General features: G+C 73.6%; 20 protein-coding genes and 1 pseudogene. 18 read left to right on the plus strand and 3 right to left on the minus strand.

Annotated elements, in window-relative coordinates; genetic code table 11:
- The first annotated feature begins 217 nt into the window (after positions 1-217).
- From J3R08_RS07195 to J3R08_RS07235, 9 genes are all read left to right on the plus strand, one after another.
- Complete coding sequence (locus J3R08_RS07195; protein WP_209960429.1) at positions 218-3052, plus strand: Na+/H+ antiporter subunit A; 2835 nt, start codon at positions 218-220, stop codon at positions 3050-3052.
- Positions 3049-3528, plus strand: a complete 480-nt coding sequence (locus J3R08_RS07200) for a Na(+)/H(+) antiporter subunit C (protein ID WP_043325764.1) — start codon at positions 3049-3051, stop codon at positions 3526-3528. Before J3R08_RS07195 ends, J3R08_RS07200 begins: the two co-directional genes overlap by 4 nt.
- The gene (locus J3R08_RS07205; protein ID WP_043325762.1) at positions 3525-5030 is read left to right on the plus strand and encodes a Na+/H+ antiporter subunit D; all 1506 of its coding nucleotides are present in this window, start codon (positions 3525-3527) and stop codon (positions 5028-5030) included. The genes J3R08_RS07200 and J3R08_RS07205 overlap by 4 nt, the downstream gene beginning before the upstream one ends.
- Positions 5027-5677 carry a Na+/H+ antiporter subunit E gene (locus J3R08_RS07210; RefSeq protein WP_209960431.1) on the plus strand — a complete coding sequence of 217 codons (651 nt, stop codon included), beginning with the start codon at positions 5027-5029 and terminating at the stop codon, positions 5675-5677. The genes J3R08_RS07205 and J3R08_RS07210 overlap by 4 nt, the downstream gene beginning before the upstream one ends.
- Entirely contained in the window at positions 5674-5937 is a 264-nt protein-coding gene (locus J3R08_RS07215; RefSeq protein WP_043325758.1) for a monovalent cation/H+ antiporter complex subunit F, read from the plus strand. Before J3R08_RS07210 ends, J3R08_RS07215 begins: the two co-directional genes overlap by 4 nt.
- Entirely contained in the window at positions 5934-6269 is a 336-nt protein-coding gene (mnhG, locus tag J3R08_RS07220; RefSeq protein ID WP_166455486.1) for a monovalent cation/H(+) antiporter subunit G, read from the plus strand. The genes J3R08_RS07215 and mnhG overlap by 4 nt, the downstream gene beginning before the upstream one ends.
- A gap of 163 nt (positions 6270-6432) precedes the next feature.
- Positions 6433-7788, plus strand: a complete 1356-nt coding sequence (locus tag J3R08_RS07225) for a hemolysin family protein (protein ID WP_043325755.1) — start codon at positions 6433-6435, stop codon at positions 7786-7788.
- Positions 7785-8849: a hemolysin family protein gene (locus tag J3R08_RS07230; RefSeq protein ID WP_209960432.1), complete on the plus strand. Its 1065-nt coding sequence runs from the start codon at positions 7785-7787 to the stop codon at positions 8847-8849. The genes J3R08_RS07225 and J3R08_RS07230 overlap by 4 nt, the downstream gene beginning before the upstream one ends.
- Before the next feature lie 198 nt (positions 8850-9047).
- Entirely contained in the window at positions 9048-9977 is a 930-nt protein-coding gene (locus J3R08_RS07235) for a sporulation protein (RefSeq protein WP_043325751.1), read from the plus strand.
- 61 nt (positions 9978-10038) lie between these two features.
- On the opposite strand, the gene leuE is transcribed toward J3R08_RS07235, so the two are convergent.
- Both leuE and J3R08_RS07245 read right to left on the minus strand, forming a co-directional pair.
- Complete coding sequence (gene leuE, locus J3R08_RS07240; RefSeq protein WP_043325749.1) at positions 10039-10701, minus strand: leucine efflux protein LeuE; 663 nt, start codon at positions 10699-10701, stop codon at positions 10039-10041.
- A complete protein-coding gene (locus J3R08_RS07245; RefSeq protein ID WP_209960434.1) occupies positions 10698-11945 on the minus strand; it encodes a bifunctional pyridoxamine 5'-phosphate oxidase family protein/GNAT family N-acetyltransferase in 1248 nt (415 codons plus the stop codon). Before J3R08_RS07245 ends, leuE begins: the two co-directional genes overlap by 4 nt.
- Before the next feature lie 38 nt (positions 11946-11983).
- Between J3R08_RS07245 and J3R08_RS07250 the strand changes: the two genes are divergently transcribed.
- Positions 11984-13321: an aminotransferase class I/II-fold pyridoxal phosphate-dependent enzyme gene (locus tag J3R08_RS07250; protein WP_209960437.1), complete on the plus strand. Its 1338-nt coding sequence runs from the start codon at positions 11984-11986 to the stop codon at positions 13319-13321.
- A gap of 81 nt (positions 13322-13402) precedes the next feature.
- Positions 13403-14101: a UdgX family uracil-DNA binding protein gene (locus tag J3R08_RS07255; RefSeq protein ID WP_166455483.1), complete on the plus strand. Its 699-nt coding sequence runs from the start codon at positions 13403-13405 to the stop codon at positions 14099-14101.
- A gap of 1 nt (position 14102) precedes the next feature.
- Here the strand turns inward: J3R08_RS07255 and J3R08_RS07260 are convergent, their stop codons facing one another.
- On the minus strand, positions 14103-14753 hold the full coding sequence (locus J3R08_RS07260; protein WP_209960438.1) for a 4a-hydroxytetrahydrobiopterin dehydratase: 651 nt from the start codon (positions 14751-14753) through the stop codon (positions 14103-14105).
- 89 nt (positions 14754-14842) lie between these two features.
- Here J3R08_RS07260 and J3R08_RS07265 point away from each other — a divergent pair, with 89 nt between their 5' ends.
- The 7 genes and pseudogenes from J3R08_RS07265 (at position 14843) to rny (ending at position 22797) form a co-directional block, all read left to right on the plus strand.
- Positions 14843-15985 carry an acyl-CoA dehydrogenase family protein gene (locus J3R08_RS07265; RefSeq protein WP_043325741.1) on the plus strand — a complete coding sequence of 381 codons (1143 nt, stop codon included), beginning with the start codon at positions 14843-14845 and terminating at the stop codon, positions 15983-15985.
- Positions 15986-16052: 67 nt separating this feature from the next.
- Positions 16053-17365: pseudogene (locus J3R08_RS07270) on the plus strand (MFS transporter).
- Positions 17356-17556: a DUF3046 domain-containing protein gene (locus J3R08_RS07275; RefSeq protein ID WP_030504158.1), complete on the plus strand. Its 201-nt coding sequence runs from the start codon at positions 17356-17358 to the stop codon at positions 17554-17556. Before J3R08_RS07270 ends, J3R08_RS07275 begins: the two are co-directional and overlap by 10 nt.
- Positions 17557-17741: 185 nt before the next feature.
- The gene (recA, locus tag J3R08_RS07280; RefSeq protein ID WP_013284729.1) at positions 17742-18791 is read left to right on the plus strand and encodes a recombinase RecA; all 1050 of its coding nucleotides are present in this window, start codon (positions 17742-17744) and stop codon (positions 18789-18791) included.
- An 11-nt stretch (positions 18792-18802) separates the two neighbouring features.
- Positions 18803-19495, plus strand: coding sequence for a regulatory protein RecX (locus tag J3R08_RS07285; RefSeq protein ID WP_209960442.1), 693 nt, complete (start codon positions 18803-18805; stop codon positions 19493-19495).
- Between the two features lie 111 nt (positions 19496-19606).
- A complete protein-coding gene (locus J3R08_RS07290) occupies positions 19607-20311 on the plus strand; it encodes a 3-keto-5-aminohexanoate cleavage protein (protein ID WP_209960444.1) in 705 nt (234 codons plus the stop codon).
- 719 nt (positions 20312-21030) lie between these two features.
- Entirely contained in the window at positions 21031-22797 is a 1767-nt protein-coding gene (gene rny, locus J3R08_RS07295) for a ribonuclease Y (protein WP_030504155.1), read from the plus strand.
- Positions 22798-23010: the final 213 nt, after the last annotated feature.

Genomic DNA, 23010 nt, shown 5'->3' on the forward strand with positions numbered 1-23010 from the left:
CCGGCGCCCGAACTCCGCGTTGATCAAGGAGTTTGTGTCAGCGCACGGGCCTGCTCCGGACACAAACTCCTTGATCACCGCGAGAAGGCGGGTGGGGTGGGTGGGGGGGGAGATGGGTGGCTTTTGGGGAAAAGGGCGCGGTTGGGGTTGGTTGTGAAGTCTGATCGGTTGTGTCCCAGCGTGTTCCGGCGCGCTGTCACCTCGACCGGGAGTACGCGTGCTCGTCCTGCTGATCGTGCACCTGGTGGCGGCGCTGCTCGCCCCGCTGCTGGTCCGCCGGTGGGGTCCGCGCGCCTGCCTGCTGCTCGCGCTCGCCCCGGCCGCAACCGCGGTCTGGGCGGTGGCCCACACCGGGGCGGTACGCGACGGCGGCGCGGTCGTCGAGACGTACCAGTGGATCCCGGAGCTGCAGTTCGACGTGGCGCTGCGGGTCACCACGCTGTCCTGGTTGATGCTGCTGCTGGTCGGTGGCGTCGGCGCACTGGTGCTCGTCTACTCCGCCCGCTACTTCGAGCCCGGGTCGGTCGGGCTGGCCCGGTTCGCCGCCGTCATGGTCGCCTTCGCCGGGGCGATGCTCGGCCTCGTCGTCTCCGACGACCTGCTGCTGCTCTACGTCTTCTGGGAACTGACCACCGTCTTCTCGTACCTGCTGATCGGGCACAGCACCGAGCGCCGGTCCAGCCGGTGGGCGGCCGCGCAGGCGCTCACCGTGACCACGCTGGGCGGCCTGGCGATGCTCGTCGGGTTCCTGATGCTCGGTCACCACGCGGGTGGCTACCGCTGGTCGTCGGTGGCGTCCGCGCCGCTGCCCGGCGGCGGATACCTGGCGCTGGCGGTGCTGCTCGTCCTCGCCGGCGCGCTGGCGAAGTCGGCGGTGTTCCCGTTCAACGCCTGGCTGCCGGTGGCGATGGCCGCGCCGACACCGGTCAGCGCGTACCTGCACGCGGCGGCCATGGTGAAGGCCGGCATCTTCCTCATCGGACTGCTCGGCCCGGCGCTCGCCGCGGCCGGACCGTGGCGGCCGGTCACCGTCGTCGCCGGGCTGCTCTCGCTGGTCCTGGGCGGCTGGGCGGCGCTGCGGCAGACCGACCTGAAGCTGCTGCTGGCGTACGGCACGGTCAGCCAACTCGGACTGCTCGCCGTGCTGTTCGGGGCGGGCACCCCGAAGGCGGCGCTGGCCGGCGTGGCGATGCTGGCGGCGCACGCGCTGTTCAAGGCGGCGCTGTTCCTGGTCGTCGGCATCCTCGACCACGAGGCGGGCACCCGTGACCTGCGGGACCTGTCCGGTGTGGGCCGGGCCGCGCCGTGGCTGGCGATCGTCGCCACGCTCGCCGCCGCCTCGATGGCCGGCGTGCCGCCGCTGCTGGGGTTCGTGGCCAAGGAGTCGGTGCTCGCCGCGTTCACCGGCGACCCGCTCGTGCTCGCCGTGCTGGTGGCCGGCAGCGCGCTCACCGTCGCGTACAGCATCAGGTTCGTCTGGGGCGCGTTCGGCACCCGGCCCGGCGTCGCGGACACGGAGGTGGCCCGGCCACCGGCCGCGATGCTCGTACCCCCGGCGCTGCTCGCCGTGGCCGGGCTCGCCGCCGGTCCGGCCGCCGGGTGGCTGAGCGGCCTGTTCGAGCCGTACGCGGAGTTGTTCGGACCGGTCGAGGAGCATCTGGCGCTCTGGCACGGGCCGACTGCGGCGCTCGGCCTCTCCGCCCTCGTGCTGGCCGGCGGCGCGGCACTGCACCTGGTCCGCGGCCCGCTCGCGCCCGCGCTGGCGCGGCTGCGCTCGCCGGTGAGCGGCAACCAGGGGTACGAGTGGGTGACGCACGGCTTCGACCGGCTCGCCATCGAGGTCACCGGCGCCACCCAGCGCGGCTCGCTGCCGCAGTACCTCGGTACGGTGCTGCTCGCGCTGGTGTTCGTGCCCGGCGGGGCGATGCTCGCCACCGCGCCGTGGCGGGTCGAGCTGGCGGTGTGGGACAACCCGGCCCAGCTCGTGGTCGCGGTGGTGATCGCGGTGGCCGCGCTGCTCGCGGTCGGCGCGCGTCGCCGGCTCACCGCGATGCTGCTGGTCGGGGTCACCGGCTACGGCACCGCGATGATGTTCGTCCTCTACGGCGCGCCGGACGTGGCGCTGACCCAGTTCCTGGTGGAGACCGCCACGATCGCCGTGTTCGTGCTGGTGCTGCGCCGGCTGCCGGAACGCTTCTCGGCCCGTCCGCTGCGCCGCAGCCGCTGGGTGCGGCGCGGCATCGGGATCGCCGCCGGCGTGGTGATGGCCGGCCTGGCGCTGACCGCGGCCGGAGCGCGCCGGGCGCCGTCGATCTCCGCCGACTTCCCCCAGCTCGCCCTCGTCGAGGGGTACGGCCGCAACGTCGTGAACGTGACCCTGGTGGACATCCGGGCCTGGGACACCATGGGGGAGATCTCGGTGCTCGTGGTGACCGCGACCGGTGTGGCCAGCCTGATCTACGAGCGTTCCCGCACCGGGCCGCGTCCGCGCCGCCCGCGGCCGGTCGCGATGCGCGCCGGTGACCGGCGCACGGTGTGGCTGCGCGGCGGGCAGACGCTGCCGGAGCGGCGGCGCTCGATCGTGTTCGAGGTGGTCACCCGGCTGATCTTCCACACCGTACTGATCTTCTCGCTGTTCCTGCTCTTCTCCGGGCACAACGCCCCCGGTGGCGGTTTCGCCGGCGGCCTGGTGGCGGGCCTCGCGCTGGCCCTGCGCTATCTGGCCGGCGGCCGGTACGAGCTGGCCGAGGCGGCGCCGGTCGGGGCCGGCACCGTGCTCGGCGCGGGTCTGGGCATCTCGGTCGGCAGCGGGGTGCTCGGGCTGGCGCTGACCGGCGACGTGCTGCAGAGCGTCAAGGTCGGCCTGTGGCTGCCGGTGATCGGCGACTTCTACCTGGTCACGTCGCTCTTCTTCGACATCGGCGTCTACCTGGTGGTGGTCGGGCTGGTGCTGGACATCCTGCGCAGCCTGGGCGCCGAGGTGGACCGGCACGTGGAGGCCGCCGGTGAGGCGGGACGCGGGTTGATCGTCCAGCGGGACGGCCCGACATGACCAGGGGCGCGGCCGGTCCGACGCTGGTGCTGGTGCTGGCGGTCGGGGTGCTCGTCGCCGCCGGTGTCACGTTGCTGCTGGAACGCAGCCTGACCCGGATCCTGCTCGGCATCATCCTGCTCGGCAACGGCGTGAACCTGCTCATCCTGCTCGGCGGGCGAGCCGGCGCCGCACCGTTCGTGGGCTCCTCCCCGCAGGGTGAGATGAGCGACGCGCTGCCCCAGGCCATGGTGCTCACCGCAGTGGTGATCACGTTCGGGCTGACCGCGTTCCTGCTCGCCGTCGCGTACCGCAGCTGGTACACCAGCGGCGACGACGAGGTGCAGGACGACCTGGAGGACCGGCAGATCGTCCGGCTCGCCGAGAGCAACGAGGTGTCGACCGCGGACCACGGCGGCGAGGGCCCGGACGACGACCCGGAGCAGGTGGACCCGGAGCCGGCCCGCCGGCGGCTGCGCCGGGACGGTGAGACATGAGCGGGCTCGTGCCGCTGCCGGTGGTGGTGCCGCTGCTCGGCGCGGCGCTCACCCTCCTGCTGTCCGGGCGGCCCCGCCTGCAGCGGTCGATAAGCGTGCTCTGCCTGTCCAGCGTCCTGGTGGTGGCGGCGGTGCTGCTGGTCGAGGCGTACCGGTTCGGGCCGGTGGTGGTGCAGGTGGGCGGCTGGCCGGCGCCGGTGGGCATCGTGCTGGTGGCCGACCAGCTGGCGGCGCTGATGGTGCTGGTCTCCTCAGCGGTGACCTTGTGCGTGCTGCTCTACTCGATCGGCCAGGGCCGGGGGGAGACCGGCGAGACCGCGCCGGTGAGCATCTACCACCCCACGTACCTGGTGCTCACCGCGGGCGTGACGAACGCCTTCCTGGCCGGGGACCTGTTCAACCTCTTCGTCGGCTTCGAGATCCTGCTCGCGGCGAGCTTCGTGCTGATCACGCTGGGCGGCACCGAGGTGCGGCTGCGCACCGGCTCGACGTACGTGGTGGTCAGCATCCTGTCGTCGCTGCTGTTCCTGTCCGCGGTGGGGCTGGTGTACGCGGCCACCGGCACGCTGAACATGGCGCAGCTCGCCGGCCGGCTGGACGCGCTGCCGTCGGGCGTACGCCTGACGCTGCAACTGATGCTGCTGCTCGCGTTCGGGATCAAGGCGGCGGTGTTCCCGCTGTCGGCGTGGTTGCCGGACAGCTACCCGACCGCGCCCGCGCCGGTGACCGCTGTCTTCGCCGGCCTGCTCACCAAGGTCGGCGTGTACGCGATCATCCGCACCGAGACGCTGCTGTTCCCCGGCGGCCAGGTCGCCGGCCTGCTGATGGTGGTGGCCGGCCTGACCATGGTGGTCGGCATCCTCGGCGCGGTGGCCCAGTCGGACCTGAAGCGGCTGCTGTCGTTCACGCTGGTCAGCCACATCGGTTACATGATCTTCGGGGTGGCGCTGAGCAGCGTCGCCGGCCTGTCCGGGGCGATCTTCTACGTGGTGCACCACATCACCATCCAGACCACGCTGTTCCTGGTCGCCGGCCTGGTCGAGGAGCGGGCGGGCAGCACCGACCTGCGCCGTATCGGCGGGCTGGCGCGGGTCGCCCCGATGCTCGGCGTGCTCTTCTTCGTCCCGGCGATGAACCTGGCGGGCATCCCGCCGTTCTCCGGCTTCCTCGGCAAGCTGGGTCTGCTCCAGGCCGGCGTGGCGGCGGGCGGGACGCTGCCCGCCGTGCTGGTCGGGGCCGGCACGCTGACCAGCCTGCTCACGCTCTACGCGGCCTCCCGGGTGTGGAACATCGCGTTCTGGCGGGCGCCCCGGCTGGCCTCCACCACCGTGCCGGCCCGGCTGCCCGGCCTGATGGTCGGCGCCACCACCGCCCTGGTCGCGCTCGGCGTGCTGTTCACGCTGGCGGCCGGGCCGCTGTTCCAGGTCACCTCGAACGCGGCCACCGACCTGCGCGAACGCACCCCGTACGTGCGGGCGGTCCTGCCCCGGGACGTGCCATGACCGACGACCTGCCCCCGGGCGGGGGCGCGACCGGGGAGCCGACCGGCGTACCCCGGGCCGCGCCCGAGCCCGACGTGCCGATTCAGGTGGTGGGCCGGGGTGGGCGGCGCCGCGACCAGGCGCTCGCGCTCGGCTGGCTGGTCGCCGCGTGGCTGCTGCTGTGGGGCGACGTGTCAGTGGGCAACCTCATCGCCGGGCTGGTGGTCGGCGCGGCCGTGCTGCTGTTCTTCCCGCTGCCGCCGGTCACGTTCGGCGGCCGGTTCCGCCCCCGCGCGCTGCTGGTCTTCCTGATCACCTTCATCGCGGAGCTGGTGAGCGCCAGCCTGCACGTGGCCGCCGTGGCGCTGCGCTTCGGTTACCGCCCGCGCGGCGCCATCATCGCGGTGCCGCTGCGCGTGCGTACCGACCTCAACCTGGCGCTCACCGCCGAGGTGATCTCGCTGGTGCCGGGCACGCTGATCATCGACGTCGACCGGGCCGCCGGCGTGCTCTACGTGCACGTGCTCGACGTGCGCGGCCCCGAGGACATCACCGGCAGCCGCGAGCGCGTGCTCGCCGTCGAACGGCGCATCGTCCGCGCCATCGGATCTCCCGCCGAGGTACGCCGGCTCGACCTCGAACCCGCCGAACGGAGGAACCACCCGTGACAGTCCTGCTCGCCGTCGCGCTCACCGTGCTGCTCTCGGCCACCGCGCTGCTCGCCCTGGCCCGCATCTACCGCGGCCCGTCCCTGCTCGACCGGGTCGTCGGCGCCGACCTGCTGCTGACGGCGATGCTCGCCGCGGTGGGGGCGGAGGCCGCCGTGAACCGGCATGCCACCACGCTGCCCGTGCTCGTGGTGCTCTCCCTGCTCGGCTTCATCGGTTCGGTGTCGCTGGTGCGCTTCGCGGTCCGGGGTGAATCGTGAGCGTCGCTGCCGTCGCGGACTGGGCGGGTGGAGCGCTGCTGCTGGCCGGGGCGGTGCTGGGGCTGATCGCCGGCATCGGGCTGGTCCGCTTCCCGGACGTGCTGGACCGGATGCACACGGCCACCAAGCCGCAGGTGCTGGGCGTCCTGCTGCTGCTGGCCGGGCTGGCGCTGCGTCTGCGTACCCCCTCGGACCTGGGCATGCTGGTCCTGGTGGCGATCTTCCAGCTCTCCACCGCGCCGGTGGCGGCGCAGATGATCGGCCGGGCGGCCTACCGGTCCGGCCGGGTCGACCGGAGCCTGCTGGACGTGGACGAGCTCGCCGGGCGGTGAACCGGACGTGGGGGAGGGTTCCCGGCACCCTCAGCGGACGTCCAGCCGGTACCGATAAAATGGGCCGCATGATCGACTCTCCTGCCCCGGAGGGCAGCAGTAGCCGGCCGGGTCATACCCGGCGAATTCCCTCCCCGACGACCCCGGGAGCACTGAACCTCCCGTGCTGATCCTCGTCGGTCTCCTTCTCATCATCGTGCTCACCGCCGCCACCGGTTACTTCGTGGCCCAGGAGTTCGGTTACGTCGCCGTGGACCGGGGCAAGCTCAAGCAGCTCGCCGACGGTGGCGATCGTGCCGCGGCCCGGGCCCTGGAAGTCACCGCGCGGCTCTCGTTCATGCTGTCCGGCGCCCAACTGGGCATCACCGTGACCGCCCTGCTCGTCGGTTACGTCGCCGAGCCGTTCCTCGGCGCCGGGCTGGCCGACCTGCTCGGCCTGACCGGCATCTCCAGCGCGGTGGCGTTGCCGCTGTCGGTGGCGCTGGCCCTGGTCATCGCCACAGTGGTGCAGATGGTCCTGGGTGAGCTGGCCCCGAAGAACCTGGCCATCGCCCGCGCCGAGCCGCTGGCCCGGGCGCTGTCCCGGTCCACCCTGATGTACCTGAAGATCGCCGGCCCGCTGATCACGCTCTTCGACCGGGCCGCGGTACGGCTGCTCCGCCGCATCGGCATCGAGCCGATCGAGGAGCTGCCCAGCGGCGCCACCCCGCAGGACCTGGAGCAGATCATCGCCGAGTCCCGGGAGGAGGGGCACCTCGACGCCGAGATGTCCGACCTGCTGGACCGGGGCCTGGACTTCCGGGAGCTGACCGCCGGCGAGGCGATGGTGCCCCGCGTCGACGTGCACACCGTGCGGGCCGACGAGCCGGTCAGCCGCATCGTCGAGCTGCTGGACACCGGCCACTCCCGGTTCCCGGTGCGCGGCGCCGAGGGCGTCGACGACCTGATCGGCGTGGTCGGCATCGCCGACGTGCTCGGGGTGCCCCCGGCGCAGCGCGCGACCACCCGGGTCGACGCGGTGGCCGTACCCCCGTTGCTGGTGCCCGAGACGCTGCCGCTGCCGACGGTGCTCGACCGGCTGCGGTCCGGGCACCGGCAGCTCGCCTGCGTGGTCGACGAGTACGGCGGCTTCGCCGGCGTGATCACGCTGGAGGACCTGGCCGAGGAACTGGTCGGGCCGATCCGGGACGAGGACGACCCGCCGGACCGGGCCGCGGCGCGGCAGGAGGACGGCTCCTGGGTCGTCCCGGCGCGCTGGCGCATCGACGAGGTCGCCGACAGCACCGGCATCGAGCTGCCCGAGGCGCCCGAGTACGACACGCTCTCCGGTCTGGTGATGCGGGAGCTGGGCCGGGTGCCCGAGGTCGGTGACCGGCTGGAGATCCCGGTCGCCGCCGACGGCGACGAGCCGGCCTCGGGCCCGCGGGTGCTGGTCGAGGTGCTCGCCGTGGACCGGCACGTGGCCGACTCGGTACGGCTGCGGTCCACCGCCGACGTGTCCGGGGAGGGTGCGGCATGACCCCCGGGTTCGCGTTGTTCTTCTCCGTGGTGCTGCTCGCGCTCAACGGATTCTTCGTGGCCGCCGAGTTCGCGCTCGTCGCGGCCAAGCGGTACCGGCTGGAGCAGTCGGCCGCCGGTGGCGGCCGGGCCGCCCGCGCGGCGCTCGACGGCGTCCGCGAGCTGAGCCTCATGCTGGCCGGCGCGCAGCTCGGCATCACGCTGTGCACGCTGGGCCTGGGCGCGCTGGCCGAACCGGCCATCGAACGGCTGATCAGCCCGCTGCTGCACGCGGTCGGCCTGCCCACCGCGGCCAGTCACGTGGTGGCGCTGGTGTTCGCGCTGTCCCTGGTGACGTTCCTGCACCTGGTGGTCGGCGAGATGGCCCCGAAGTCGTGGGCGATCACCGACGCGGAGCGTTCGGCGACGCTGCTGGCGCTGCCGTTCCGGGCCTTCGCCCGGATCGTCCGGCCGGTGCTCTCCGTGCTCAACGGGCTCGCCAACGCGATGCTGCGGCTGTTCGGCGTGCAGCAGCAGGACCAGCTCGCCCAGGTGCACGGCCCGGACGAGCTGCGCATCCTGCTGGAGCAGTCCCGGGAGCACGGGCTGCTCGGCGCCGAGCAGCACCAGCTGCTCAGCAGCATGCTGGAGCTTCAGGGCACCACTGTGGCGCAGGTGATGGAGCCGTTCGACCGGATCGTCACGGTGGGCCGCGGCGAGACCGCCGAGCGGATCGAGCACGTCTCCCGCGACAGCGGCCGGTCCCGGCTCGCCGTGGTCGACGCCGGTGGCGAGGTGTGCGGCCTGGTGCACGTACGCGAGGCGGTGCGTGCCGTCACCACCGGCCGCCCGGCGACCGCGGACGAGCTGATGACCAACGCCTTCACGCTGCCGGCCGAGGCGTCGGTGACCGAGGCGGTGGCCGCCATGCGGGCGCAGCAGGCGCAGCTCGCGCTGGTGAGCAACGGTGGCGGGCCGACCCGGCCCATCGGGTTCGTCGCGCTGGAGGACCTCTTGGAGGAGGTCATCGGCGAGTTCGACGACGAGACCGACCCGGTGCCGCGAGGCCGCCGGATGCGCTGACCGTCATGATCCGTACCGGCCCGGCGAGGTGGGAGACCACCTCGCCGGGCCGGCGTCCGTTGCGGCGTCTGGCACCCGGCGTCCGGCGCCCGGCACCCGGCGTCCGGCGCCCGGCACCCGGCGTCCGGCGCCCGGCAGCCGGCGTCCGGCGTCCGCTTCGGTCGGGCATGGCCCGGCGGGCAGCGGGAAAGCCCCGCCATGCGGTTGACCGGGGTGTCGCGGGACTCCGCCTGGACGGGGCTCTCGGTGAGCACCACGCTGCCCAACCCGAGCACCCGGCCGGGCCTGCGCCTGCCGGGCCGGGTGACGCTCAGCGCCGGCGGATCGGACGTACCGGTCCGGCACATCCGGCTCGGCCTGGTCACCCAGGTCGAACCGGAGGACCCGGAGGCGCCGCGCCGCCTGGTGCAGTTCCAGACGTGGACGATCGCGGGCCGGTTCGTGGTGCCGGCCGGACGACGGCGCGCCGTCGAGTTCGCCGTGCCGCTGCCGTGGGAGTCACCGGTGACCACGTACGGCGGGGTGCCGCTGCTGAGCCTGCGTACCGGGCTGCGCACCGAGGTGTCGGTGGATCCGGAGGTCGACCAGGGCGCGATGGTGCCGGTGCTGATCCACCCGCTGCCCTCCCAGGAGCACGTGCTCGCCGCGCTGGACACGCTCGGCTTCGCGATCCGGCAGGCCGGGCTGCGCGAGGGACGCCTGCCGGGGGTGGAGCAGACGCTGCCGTTCCAGCAGTGGTACGGCTTCTGGGCCGCCCCGCTCTACGCCGGCCCGATGACCGAACTCGAAATGATCATGCTGACCGACTCGGCCGGCATGGAGGTGCTGCTCTGGCTGGACCGGCGGCTCTCCCTGGCCGGGATCACCCACCAGAGCATCAGCCGGTTCCGGATCTGGCACGCCGGTGCCGACCAGCGGGACTGGGTGGCGACTGTGGACGGCTGGCTGCGGCACGCCATCGACCGGCACGCGGCAGCGGCGGCGCACGCCGACTGGTCGGCCACGATCCGCGAGTCGGCGCACGTCAGCCGCCCGCCCGACCGGCCGGTCGCGCCCGGCTACGGGCTCGGCGGCACGGCCGGCGGCGCGGGCATCGGCGGCGGTGGCGGTGGGGGCGACGGCACGTGATCTTGTTAAGAAGGGGCCCTTCCTATGCCGGAGGCGTTAAGAAGGGGCCCTTCCTTACACCTCAGCCGGCGGCGAGCTTGAGGCTGAAGCCGAGGAACAGCATCGCCACCGCCGTGGTCCCGGTCGCGGCCAGCCGACGGCGCTGCCGGAACTGGGCCGCCAGGAACGTGCCGGTGAAGATCAGCGCGGTCAGGTAGAGCGCGCTGGCGACCTGCGCGATCAGCCCGAGCAGCAGGAACGACAGCGCCGGCCAGGCGTACCCGGGGTCGACGAACTGGATGAAGAACGAGACGAAGAACAGGATCGCCTTCGGGTTGAGCAGGCTGATCACCAGCGCCCGCCGGAACGGCTCCTGCGGCCCGGCCGGCTCGACCTCGTCGATCAGGCGCGGCGTGGCCGGGTCGTTGCGGTCGCGCCAGCGCCGCCACGCGCCGCGCAGCATGGCCAGCCCCAACCACCCGAGGTACGCCGCGCCGGCGTACTTGATCACCAGGTAGAGCGGTGGGTACGCCTGGAGCAGCGAGGCCACCCCGGCGGCGGACAGGAACATCAGCACCGCGTCGCCGACGAACACCCCGGCGGCGGCCCGGTAGCCGGTGGCCACGCCCCGGCGGGCGGCGGTGGCCAGCACGAAGAGCGAGTTCGGTCCGGGCAGCAGCACGATCGCCACGGTGCCCAGCACGTACGTCCAGATGTCGGTGATCCCCAGCACGCCGGACATCATGACGCCACGGGGGCCGCCGCGCGAAGACGTTCCCGCAGGCTGGCCTGTGCGCTCGGCCACTCCTGCGCGAGCATGGAGTACTGCACGGTGTCCCGCCAGGAGCCGTCGGCGCGCTGCTTGTGCTGCCGCAGCACGCCCTCCCGGCTCGCGCCGAGCCGTTCGATGGCCCGCTGGGAGCGCTCGTTGCGGATGTCGGTGTGCCAGACCACGCGCACCGCGTCCAGCTCGTCGAAGGCGCGGCCCAGCAGCAGCTGCTTCGCCTCGGTGTTGACGCCGGTACGCCACCAGGGGAGGCCCAGCCAGGTGTAGCCGATCGCCAGCGACCGGCGGACCGGGTCGATCTCGTAGTACGAGGTGGTGCCGATGACCGCGCCGGTGGTGGCGCAGCGCTGCGCCCAGCACACCTGCTCGCCGCGTTCCTGCGCGTCCAGGTAACTGGCGACAACCTGGCGCATCTCGTCGGCGTCGGCCGGCCGCGTACCACCCAGGTGCTGCCACACCTGCGGGTCGTCGGTGGCGGCGTGCAGCTCGTCGGCGTGGGCGAGGTCGAGCGGCTCCAGCACCACGTGCTCGCCGCGCAGCACCGCCGGCTCGTGCCACGGCGAGCGGGCCGCCCGCAGGTACGCCGGCACCGGCGCGCTCACTCCGGGGGCGGGCTCGGGGCGGCCCGGCGTGAGCCGCAGCGGCACCACACCGGCCCAGTACGGCAGCGCCTCGTCGGCCGGCTCGTCGTTGACGCCGCCGGTGCGCACCCGTACCGACACTTCCCGCAGCGGCAGCGCCAGCACCGCCGTCTCGGCCAGCTCGCGCCGGTTCGGCGGGCGGCTCTCGGCGGAGCGCCCGGTGGCCACCTTCTCGATCAGCGCGGTCATCACCGCCGCCTTCTCGTCCGTGTCCTCGACCAGCCGGGCGGTGCCGTGCGCCACCACGGACCGGTAGTTGGCGCTGTGGTGGAACTGCGACCGCGCGTAGACCAGACCGTCGAGGTGGGTGACGGCGACGCAGACCGGCAGCCCGGCCTCGCCCCGGGCGGCCAGCAGTGGCCGGCTGCCGGTGGAGCCGTGCAGGTAGAGCGTGTCGCCGACGCGCACGTGCAGGGTCGGCAGGACGCGCGGCTCGCCGTCGACGGTGAACGACAGCGCGCAGTGGTACGCCTCGTCGAGCAGCGCGTGCGCGGTGGCCGCGTCGTAGCGCATCCGGTCGCGGACGCGGCTGGCCGTGGTGCGGGGGGTCGGAGGGTACATGTGACATCCCACCTTTGTTCTAGTACAATTCCAAGACTGTGGCAGCACATTATCAGGTCGCCGGCTCGACCTCCGCCGCGATTTCGGCCAGCGTCGAAACCGGCATCCGCAGCGGTGACCTCGCGCCGGGCGACGCCCTGCCCGCCGTCCGGGCGCTCGCCGCCGACCTCGGCGTCAGCCCGGCCACCGTCGCGAAGGCGTACCAGGAACTGCGGCAACGTGGCCTGGTCGCGACCGCCGGCCGGCACGGCACCCGGGTCCGCCCCCGCCCACCGGTGGGCACCCGCCGCGCCGCGCTGCTGCCCCCGCCGCTGCCCGGTGGCCGTGACCTCTCCGCCGGTCAGCCCGACCCCCGGCTGCTGCCCCCGCTCGGGCCGCACCTCGCCGCGCTCGCCGTCGACATCGGACCCCCCGGCGGGTACGCCACCGACGCCGTGCTGCCCGACCTGGCCGCCCTGGCGACGGACCGGCTCGCCGCGGACGGGGTCCCGGCCGGCGAGCTCACAGTCACCGGCGGCGCGCTCGACGGCATCGAACGGCTGCTCGCCGCCCACCTGCGCCCCGGCGACGCGGTCGCGGTGGAGGACCCGGGCTGGGCCAACCTGCTCGACCTGATCGCCGCGCTCGGGCTGCGTACCGTCGGGGTGCCGGTGGACGACGACGGCCCCACAGTCGGCGGGGTCCGCGCGGCGCTGGCCGCCGGGGTCCGGGCGCTCGTGGTGACCAGCCGGGCGCAGAACCCGACCGGCGCGGCCGTCTCCGCCGACCGGGCCGACGCGCTGCGGACGCTGCTGGACGGCCGCGCCGACCTGCTGCTGATCGAGGACGACCACGCCGCCGAGCTGGCCCGCGTACCCCTGCATCCGCTCGCCGGGGCGACACCGGCGTGGGCCTTCGTCCGGTCGGTGAGCAAGCCCTACGGGCCCGACCTGCGGCTCGCGGTGCTGGCCGGCGACGAGGCCACAGTGGCCCGGGTGGCCGGCCGGGCGCGGGTCGGCGCCGGCTGGGTGTCCACGGTGCTGCAACGGCTGGTCGTGTCGCTCTGGCGCGACCCGGCCACCGCCGGGCTGGTACGGCGCGCGGCGGACAGCTACGACCGGCGGCGCGACGGGCTGGTGGCCGCGCTGGCCGCGCGCGGGGTGGCCGCGCACGGGCGTACCGGGATCAACGTCTGGGTGCCGGTGCCCGACGAGACGGTGACGGTCACGACGCTGCGCGACGCCGGATGGGCCGTGGCGCCCGGCCGGCTCTACCGGATCGCGGCCGACCCCGCCGTGCGCGTCTCGGTGAGCGCGCTGGACGAGGCCGACATCCCCGCGCTCGCCGACGCGCTCACCGCCGGAAGGAAGGGCCCCTTCTTAACGCATTCGGTATAGGAAGGGCCCCTTCTTAACACCTCCGGGCGAGCGCGGCGGGCCACTCGCGTGCGCGCCGCCGGACGGGGTAGAACGATCGGCATGGCCGAGACCGAGAGCGCACCCGGAGCGCAGGAGTTCATCCCGCCGTCGGCGGACACCATCGACGAACTGCGCGCCGCGGCGGGCGACTGCCGGGGCTGCGAGCTGTACCGGGACGCCACCCAGACCGTCTTCGGCCGCGGCGACGAGCACGCGCGCGTGGTCTTCGTCGGCGAACAGCCGGGCGACATCGAGGACCAGAAGGGCCTGCCGTTCGTCGGCCCGGCCGGGCGGCTGCTGCGCAAGGCCGTCGACGACGCGGCGCTCGACCCCGCCCAGATCTACCTCACAAACGCGGTCAAGCACTTCCGGTTCGAGCTGCGCGGCAAGCGGCGCATCCACCAGACCCCGGACCGGGTGCACGTCACCGCCTGCCGGCCCTGGCTGGTCGCCGAGTTCGCCCGGCTGCGCCCGGAGATCGTGGTGGTGCTCGGCGCCACCGCCGCCAAGGCGCTGCTCGGCCCGAGCTTCCGGGTGACGAAGCAACGCGGCGAGCTGCTGCCCTGGCCCGCCGCCGCCCAGCGCCCGGAGGACTTCGAACGGGTGCCGGTGGACCGGACGGGCGCGGTCGCCGACGCCCCGGCGGCCCGGCTGCTCGCCACCATCCACCCGTCGGCGGTGCTGCGCGCCGACAACCAGGACGTCGCGTACGAGGGCCTGGTCGCCGACCTGAAGGTGGCCGCCAAGGCGCTGCGCTGAGTCAGGCGCGCTGCTGCCAGGTGCACAGGCACACCCGGTTGCCGTCCGGGTCGGCCAGCACCCAGAAGCTCGGCGCCTCCGCGTCGCTGACCAGCGTCCCGCCGGCCGCCAGCGCGGCGGCGATGCGCGCGTCCACCTCGGCCGGGTCGACCCACACGTCCGGATGCCACCGCTGCCGGGGCTCGTCCCGGCCGGAGCGCTGGAACCAGACCGTGGGCAGCGCGCCGTCCGGGTCGCGTACCTCGTCGGCGCCCGGGCCGGGCGGCGCGCCAGGCGCCAGCACCGCCCGCCAGAACGGCAGCACCGCCGCGTGCTCCGGGGTGTCGAGCGCGAGCTCCAGGCGGGCCAGCCCGGCGGCCGACAGGGTCAGCCCGGAGTCCGCGGCGAGCCCCGAGACGAACCGGGCCAGCCGCAGGTCACGCTGCGTCACCCCACCCGCGTCGTGCGACCACAGCCGCACGTCCACGTGGGTGTAGCGCAGGTCCAGATCGGGATGATGATCGACCCGCTCGGCCTCCGCGCCCACCGCGGCCACCAACGCCAGCCCGGCCGCGAAATCGGGGGTACGGATGCGCGTCTGCAACGCCCCCAGCAGGTACGTCCACCCGTCCAGCCCGGCCTCGGCGACCTGTTTCCCCGTGAGTGTGCCCATCCGGCCATCCTGGCCCACCGCGCGGGGGCGGGCCACCCCGCCCGGCTCGCCCCTGTCCGGGGCGGGTGAGCGGTGCCAGACTTGCCGGCATGGAGCAGCATCTCTACGAACCCGTCCACGACGAGTTCCGTGACCTGTGCCGCCGGTTCCTGACCCGGGAGGCGGTGCCGCACCACGAGCGCTGGGAGGCCGACGGGATCGTCGACCGGGAGGTGTGGCGGGCCGCCGGCGCGGCCGGGCTGCTCGGCCCCGACGTCGACCCCGAGTACGGCGGCGGCGGGCAGCGCGACTTCCGGTTCAACGCGGTGCTCGACGAGGAGATCGTCGCGTCCGGGTGCTCGGGCCTCGGGTTCGGGCTGCACAACGACGTGGTCGCGCCGTACCTGACCGAGCTGACCACCGACGACCAGCGCAAGCGCTGGCTGCCGGGCTTCTGCTCCGGCGACCTGGTCACCGCGATCGCGATGAGCGAGCCGGGCGCGGGCAGCGACCTGGCCGGCATCCGCACCGGCGCGGTCCGTGACGGCGACAGCCTGGTCCTCAACGGGCAGAAGACTTTTATCACAAACGGTGAGATGGCCGACCTGGTGGTTGTGGTGGTCAAGACCGCGCCGGACCAGGGCGCCCACGGGGTGAGCCTGGTCGTGGTGGAGAGCGGCACGCCGGGCTTCAGCCGGGGCCGCCGGCTGGCCAAGGTCGGCCTGAAGGCCAACGACACCGCCGAGCTGTTCTTCGACGACTGCCGGGTGCCGGCGGAGAACCTGATCGGCACCGAGAACCACGGCTTCTACCACCTGATGGCCAACCTGCCCCGGGAGCGGCTGAGCATCGCCGTCGCCGCGGTGGCGGCCTGCGAGAAGCTGCTCGCGCTCACCATCGAGTACGCCCGCTCCCGGGAGGCGTTCGGGCGGCCGATCGGCCGGTTCCAGCACAACCGGTTCCTGCTGGCCGAGCTGGACACCGAGGTCACCATCGCGCGCACGTTCGTCAACCACTGCGTCGCCGAGTTCAACGCGGGCCGCCTGTCGGTGACCGACGCGGCGAAGGCCAAGTGGTGGACCACCGAGCTGCAGACCAAGGTGGCCGACCGGTGCGTGCAGCTGCACGGCGGCTACGGCTTCATGGCGGAGTACCCGGTGGCGAAGGCGTGGCTGGACAGCCGCGTGCAGACCATCTACGGCGGCACCACCGAGATCATGAAGGAGATCATCGGCCGGGGCCTCGGCCTGTAGCGAAACCGGGTGCCGGCCGGGCGGGCCGGTGCGGGAGGATGGGGCACCCGTCCCACCAGGAGCGCGCATGTCCACCGACCTGACCGCGCCGGCCCCGCCCCGGCCCGACGTCGCCGGCATCCAGCGGCGTACCGTCCGGCTGCTGTTCCTCACCCAGATCATCGGCGGCATCGGCGTCACCATCGGCATCTCGGTGGGCGCGCTGCTCGCCGCCCGGGTCGCCGGCACCGCCCTGGCCGGGCTCGCGCAGAGCGCCGGGGTGGTCGGCGCCGCGCTGCTCGCCGTCCCGGTCACCCGGCTCATGGCCGCGCGTGGCCGGCGACCGGGCCTGGTTCTCGCGTACGCGGTCGGCGCGGTCGGCGGCGTGCTGGTGGTGGTCGCCACCGTGACGCGCCTGGTGCCGTTGCTCTTCGTCGGCATGCTGCTGTTCGGCGGCGGCACGGCGGCCAACCTCCAGGCCCGCTACACGGCGGTCGACCTCGCCGAGCCGCAGCGCCGGGGGCGGCAGCTCTCGCTGGTCGTGTGGGCCACCACCATCGGCGCGGTGGCCGCGCCGAACTTCGCCGCGCTCGCCGACGAGACCACCCGGGGCTGGGGCCTGCCGGCGCTGTCCGGCCCGTTCGCGTTCAGCGCCGTCGCGTTCACGCTGACCGCCGTCGTACTCCTGGTCCTGCTGCGGCCGGACCCGCTGCTCACCGCGCGCCGGCTGGCGGCGGCCGAGCCGGCGCCGGGCGCCGCGCCGGCGGTCACCCGCCGCGGTGGCATGGTCGCCGCGTGGCGCACGGTACGCGGGCGGCCGGCCGCCCGCCTCGGCATCGCCGCTGTCGCGGTGGGGCACCTGGTGATGGTCGCTGTCATGTCGATGACCCCGGTGCACCTCGGCGAGTGGCATTCCGACGAGGACGTGCTGCCGGTGGTCGGCCTGGTGCTGAGCCTGCACATCGCCGGCATGTACGCGCTGTCGCCGGTGGTGGGATGGCTCACCGACCGGGTGGGCCGCCGGCCGGTGATCCTCGGTGGGGTGGCGCTGCTGCTGGCCGCGTGCGCGGTCTCCGGCACCGCCGGGCACCACACGGCACCGCTGTCGGTGGGGCTGACGCTGCTCGGGCTGGGCTGGTCGGGCACGATGGTGGCGGGCTCGACGCTGCTGTCGGAGTCGGTGCCGACCGCCGACCGGCCCGGTGTGCAGGGGCTGTCCGACCTGCTCATGGGGCTGGCCGGGGCGGGCGCGGCGGCGGCGAGCGGGTTCGTGATGCGGGCCGTGGGGTACCCGACGCTCACCCTGCTGGCGGCGATCGCCGTGGTGCCGCTGGTGGCGCTGGCGCTGCGCCGTCCCGGCCCGGCGCCACTCGACGAGGAGGACTGAACACGTGCGGCTGACCGACTTCTGGACGCGGCTGGAGGAGGCGTTCGGGCCCGGCTACGCGGCCAGCATCGCCCGGGACCAGGTGCTGTCCCAGCTCGGTGGGCGGACCATCGAGCAGGCGCTCGCGGCCGGTGAGCAAACGCACGTGGTATGGCGCGCCGTGGTCGCCGCGTACCCCGACCGGGTGCCCGCCCGACTACGCTGAGCAGCCTTTTCATCGATCCCGCGTGTCGCTTGCCCAGTCGTACACCTGTTCGGCTATTGTCCACAGCGGGGTGCTCGTCCACAGCTCACGGCCCGTCGGCTGGTTTTCTGTCGGACCCAGCGCCTAGCGTGTCCCGCGTGACGCGAAGCTCAGGAAAGACGCCGGCGAAGGCAGGGGTGGCAACGATGGCAGCAGGGCCTGACCGGGAGAAGGCGCTCGACCTTGCTCTCGCTCAGATCGACAAGCAGTTCGGCAAGGGTTCGGTGATGAGGCTGGGGGAGCGGCCCGTCGTGCAGACGGCTGTCATCCCGACCGGCTCCATCGCGCTCGACGTGGCGCTCGGCGTGGGCGGTCTGCCCCGCGGCCGGGTGGTCGAGATCTACGGTCCGGAGTCCAGCGGTAAGACCACCGTCGCGCTGCACGCGGTCGCGAACGCCCAGCGGGCCGGCGGCATCGCCGCGTTCATCGACGCGGAGCACGCGCTCGACCCGGAGTACGCGCGGGCCCTCGGCGTCGACACCGACGCCCTGCTGGTCTCCCAGCCGGACACCGGCGAGCAGGCGCTGGAGATCGCCGACATGCTGGTCCGCTCCGGCGCGATCGACATCATCGTGATCGACTCGGTGGCGGCCCTGGTGCCGCGCGCCGAGATCGAGGGCGAGATGGGCGACAGCCACGTCGGCCTCCAGGCCCGGCTGATGAGCCAGGCGCTGCGGAAGATCACCGGTGTGCTCAACAACACCGGCACCACCGCGATCTTCATCAACCAGCTCCGCGAGAAGATCGGCGTGATGTTCGGCAGCCCGGAGACCACCACCGGTGGTCGGGCGCTGAAGTTCTACGCCTCGGTCCGGCTCGACGTGCGCCGCATCGAGAGCCTCAAGGACGGCACCGACGTGGTCGGTAACCGCACCCGGGTCAAGGTCGTGAAGAACAAGGTCGCCGCGCCGTTCAAGCAGGCCGAGTTCGACATCATGTACGGCAAGGGCATCTCCCGCGAGGGCTCGCTGATCGACGTCGGCGTGGAGCAGGCGATCATCCGCAAGTCCGGCGCCTGGTACACCTACGACGGTGACCAGCTCGGCCAGGGCAAGGAGAAGGCCCGCGAGTTCCTCCGCGAGAACCCGGACGTCGCGGCCGAGATCGAGAAGAAGATCCTGGAGAAGCTCGGCGTCGGCACCGGTGGTGCGGGCGACGCCGCCGGTGGCCCGGAACTGCCGCCGGTCGACTTCTGATCCGCTGACCCGTGGCAGGACGACGCGCCCGTACGGGCCGGGGCTGGGATGCCAGTCCTCCCCGTACGGGCGACGCCACAGGTACGCCCCGGCCCCGCCGGGGACGCCGTGATCGCGCGGCGGAGTCCGACGCAGGGGAGGCTCTGGCTCCGCCGCGCGACGAGGCCGAGCTGGCCCGGGAGATCTGCCTTCGGCAGCTCGCGGTGCGCCCGCGCACCCGGGCCGAGCTGGCCGGCGCGCTGGCCCGGCGCGGCATCTCCGAGGAGGTCGCCGAGCAGGTCCTCGACCGGTACGACGAGGTGGGCATCGTCGACGACGCGGCCTTCGCCCGTGCCTGGGTGAGCAGCCGGCACAACGGTCGTGGGCTGGCCCGCCGGGCGCTCGCCAACGAGCTGCGCCAGCGCGGCGTCGACGGCGAGGTGGCCGGCGCTGCCCTGGACGACCTGGACGAGGAGACCGAGGCGGAGACCGCCCGTGCCCTGGTGGACCGCAAGCTGCGCAGCACCCGGGGTGAGCCGGACGCGGTGTTCCGGCGTCTGGTCGGCATGCTGGCGCGCAAGGGCTACCCGGCCGGGGTGGCGATCCGGGCGGTGAAGGACGCGCTGGCCGCGCAGAGTGCCGAGGCGGCCGAGTTCGCCGAGCACATCGACGCCGACGCGATGGCCGACGCCGAGCACGATCTCGACTCCCGCCGGCTCGACTGACCGACCGCCGGCCGGCCGTCGACCGACCGACCGGCCGTCGACTGACTGACCGACTGACTGACCGACCGACGGTCGGTGTCGCGGCCGCCGTCCCGAGGGGAGGCGCACACCGTGCTGAAGGCATGTCTCAACGGCACCCGGCGGCGGGACGAGCACCCCGCCGTACCGCTCACGCCGGCCGAACTGGCCGCCGACGCGGTGCGCTGCGCGGCCGCCGGGGTGGCGGCGGTGCACGTGCACCCGCGCGACGACACCGGCGCCGAGTCGCTCGACCCGGCGGTGATCGCTGCTGCGGTCACCGCCATCCGGGCTTCCCGTCCCGGCCTGCCGGTGGGCGTGAGCACCGGCGCCTGGATCGTCCCGGACCCGGCCGAGCGGGTCGCCGCCGTCCGCGCCTGGACGGTGCTGCCCGACTTCGCCTCGGTCAACGCCCACGAACCCGGAGCGGCCCAGGTCGCCGCCGCCCTGCACGAGCGTGGCGTGATGGTCGAGGCGGGCCTGTGGACACCGTCTGCGGTCGACGCCTGGCGCCGCTGGTCCGCGCCCACCGGGCGGGTCCTGGTCGAGTGCATGGACGAACAGGTCGAGACGGCGCTCGCCGACGCGGCGGCGATCCTCGCCGCGCTGCCCGACCAGCGCCCGCCGGTGCTGCTGCACGGCGAGGGGCCCGCCACCTGGCCGGTCTACGCCGAGGCGGTCCGCCGGGGTCTGCACACCCGGATCGGCCTGGAGGACACGCTGCTGCTGCCCGACGGCACCCAGGCCCGCGACAACGCCACCCTGGTAACCACAGCCCGCACCCTCGCCCCCCACTGACCCACCCACTGACCCACCCACCCCGACCGCCCCTGCCCCGTTGATCATGAAGTTGACGGCACTTGCCGTCCGTTTTGTCCAGGCCAACTTCATGATCGCGCCCGTCAACCTCATGATCGTGCGGGGGAGTGGTGGGCGGCGTCGATGGGGGAGGTGGCCTGAGCAGGTCGGGAGCGGCGAGTGGTGGTGCCGGACGGCGAGGTTTGTCCGGGCCTGTCCGGCATCTGATCACCAATGAGTGACGCTGTAACTTCTCTCCGTCCGGGTGGTTTGATCATGACTTCTTGACCGAACGGCCCCTCGCGACCTAGCCTCGCCATACAGGCTCACTTTGCCCGACCAGCGCAGGCTAAGCGCACAACATAGATCTCGTAACAGAACAGCATCACTTTGGCCAGCTACACCGGCCCTTGACGGAAGCTCCGGAACCTTTCGGGGCCTCCGACAACTGCAACCGGCCGCCAGCGGTGCCCCTCGCGGGTCACCGCCGACGGAAAGCTGCCCAGAACCAGCCGCTCCGGTCGGGCGTACAGAGCCGCAGGCGCGTGTCCTTCGCGCGTGTCCTGCGGCGCCGACGTTCAGGGGGAGGCGGCCATGGCGGGGCGGCACAGGTTCACCGGCGGTCTGCCACACGGCCCCGACCCCGCATCGGCGGGCGACAGCCCGGCCACCGGGTATCGACGAGCCGGCAACGCCGGCCGGGCCGGCGGAGCGGTTCGATGAGCGCCTTCGACATCGTTCTCCTCGTGGTGGTGCTGCTGCTCGTCGTAGTGGTGGTCGGCGCCGTGCTGTTCGGCGTGCGTACCCTCAAGCGGCTCAGCCTGGCGCCCGCGCCGGAGGATCCGGCCTTCATCGCGGAGAAGGACCGGCAGGAGCAGTCCCTCGCGGCGCTGCGGACCGCCGCCAGCGAGGCCAACAGCACCATCGACGTGGCGAAGTCCGCGGCCGCGGCGGCGCGGGCCGAGGCGGCCGCCGCGAAGGCGGAGGCGAAGGCGGCCCGGGCCGAGGCGCGGCGGGTGCTCGACGACGCCCGCGCCGAGGCGGACACCGTGCTGGAGCGCGCGCACAAGCAGGCCGAGGCGGACGCCGAGCAGCTGCGCGCCACCGCGCGGCGCAGCGGCGAGCGTGAGGTGGCGGTGCTGGCCGCCACCACCCGGGAGCAGGCGGCCGAGGTGGAACGCCGGGCCGCCCGGATGGACGAGCGGGAACGGCTGCACACCGAGGAGGTGGAGCGGCTGGCCGAGCGGGAACGGCAGCTCACCGCCGCCACCGCGGCGCTCGCCGCCCGGGAGGCCGCCCTGGCCGAGCGGGAGCGGACGCTGACCGAGGTGGAGGAGCAGCGCCGCCGGGAGCTGGAGCGGGTGGCCGGCCTGACCGCCGACGCGGCCCGCGCCGAGCTTGTCGAGTCGATCGAGGGGCAGGCGAAGCGGGAGGCCGCGCTGCTGGTCCGGGAGATCGAGGCGGACGCGCGGGGTAGCGCCGAGCAGCGCGCCCGCAACATCGTGGTGGACGCCATCCAGCGGGTCGCCAGCGAGCAGACCGCGGAGAGCGTGGTCAGCGTGCTGCACCTGCCCGGTGACGAGATGAAGGGGCGCATCATCGGCCGGGAGGGGCGCAACATCCGCGCCTTCGAGTCGGTCACCGGCGTCAACCTGATCATCGACGACACCCCCGAGGCGGTGCTGCTTTCCTGCTTCGACCCGGTACGCCGGGAGGTCGGCCGGGTCACGCTGGAGAAGCTGGTCCTGGACGGCCGGATCCACCCGCACCGGATCGAGGAGGTCTACGACCTGGCCCGGCAGGAGGTGGAGGAGCTGTGCCACCGGGCCGCCGAGGACGCGCTGGTCGAGGTCGGCATCACCGAGATCCACCCGGAATTGGTGACGCTGCTGGGCCGGTTGCGCTACCGCACCTCGTACGGGCAGAACGTGCTCAAGCACCTGGTGGAGACCGCGCACATCGCCGGCGTGATGGCGGCCGAGCTGCGGCTGGACGTGCCGACGATCAAGCGGTGCGCGTTCCTGCACGACATCGGCAAGGCGCTCACCCACGAGGTGGAGGGCAGCCACGCGATCATCGGCGCGGACGTGGCCCGCAAGTACGGCGAGAGCGAGGACGTGGTGCACGCCATCGAGGCACACCACAACGAGGTGCCGCCGCAGACCATCGAGGCGGTGCTGACGCAGGCGTCGGACGCCTGCTCGGGCGGGCGGCCGGGCGCGCGGCGGGAGAGCCTCGAGGCGTACGTGAAGCGGCTGGAGCGGATCGAGGAGATCGCGGCCGGCAAGCTGGGCGTGGAGAAGGTCTTCGCCATGCAGGCGGGCCGGGAGATCCGGGTGATGGTCAAGCCCGACGACGTGGACGACATCGGCGCGGCGGTGCTGGCCCGGGACGTGGCCAAGCAGATCGAGGAGGAGCTGACCTATCCGGGTCAGATCCGGGTGACCGTGGTGCGCGAGTCCCGGGTCACCGAGATCGCCCGCTGAGGTACACACGATACAGACGCCAGGGCATTGCCGCGCTTGTGTTGCAGCGTACGAATAGCATTGTTGCACTGGGTGTTCGATCTGGTAGCTCCGATAGGCCCCAATGGCTGGAGCCAGGGAAGGCGCCGTAGACCGGCGCACGGGGCGGAAGATGCAATTGCACCTTCCGCCCCGTGCCTATCTGCGTGATGCCAGCGATCGTGATGATGTCAC

Origin of the sequence: Micromonospora sp. HB375, from assembly GCF_017872985.1 — a bacterium.
Taxonomy (GTDB): domain Bacteria; phylum Actinomycetota; class Actinomycetes; order Mycobacteriales; family Micromonosporaceae; genus Micromonospora; species Micromonospora chalcea.

Coding starts and splice junctions, on each gene's coding strand:
- recA (WP_013284729.1), top strand. CDS start 17,742: ATGGCAGCAGGGCCTGACCGGGAGAAGGCGCTCGACCTTGCTCTCGCT.
- J3R08_RS07205 (WP_043325762.1), top strand. CDS start 3,525: ATGAGCGGGCTCGTGCCGCTGCCGGTGGTGGTGCCGCTGCTCGGCGCG.
- J3R08_RS07200 (WP_043325764.1), top strand. CDS start 3,049: ATGACCAGGGGCGCGGCCGGTCCGACGCTGGTGCTGGTGCTGGCGGTC.
- J3R08_RS07230 (WP_209960432.1), top strand. CDS start 7,785: ATGACCCCCGGGTTCGCGTTGTTCTTCTCCGTGGTGCTGCTCGCGCTC.
- rny (WP_030504155.1), top strand. CDS start 21,031: ATGAGCGCCTTCGACATCGTTCTCCTCGTGGTGGTGCTGCTGCTCGTC.
- J3R08_RS07235 (WP_043325751.1), top strand. CDS start 9,048: ATGCGGTTGACCGGGGTGTCGCGGGACTCCGCCTGGACGGGGCTCTCG.
- J3R08_RS07210 (WP_209960431.1), top strand. CDS start 5,027: ATGACCGACGACCTGCCCCCGGGCGGGGGCGCGACCGGGGAGCCGACC.
- J3R08_RS07245 (WP_209960434.1), bottom strand. CDS start 11,945: ATGTACCCTCCGACCCCCCGCACCACGGCCAGCCGCGTCCGCGACCGG.
- J3R08_RS07260 (WP_209960438.1), bottom strand. CDS start 14,753: ATGGGCACACTCACGGGGAAACAGGTCGCCGAGGCCGGGCTGGACGGG.
- leuE (WP_043325749.1), bottom strand. CDS start 10,701: ATGATGTCCGGCGTGCTGGGGATCACCGACATCTGGACGTACGTGCTG.
- J3R08_RS07255 (WP_166455483.1), top strand. CDS start 13,403: ATGGCCGAGACCGAGAGCGCACCCGGAGCGCAGGAGTTCATCCCGCCG.
- J3R08_RS07265 (WP_043325741.1), top strand. CDS start 14,843: ATGGAGCAGCATCTCTACGAACCCGTCCACGACGAGTTCCGTGACCTG.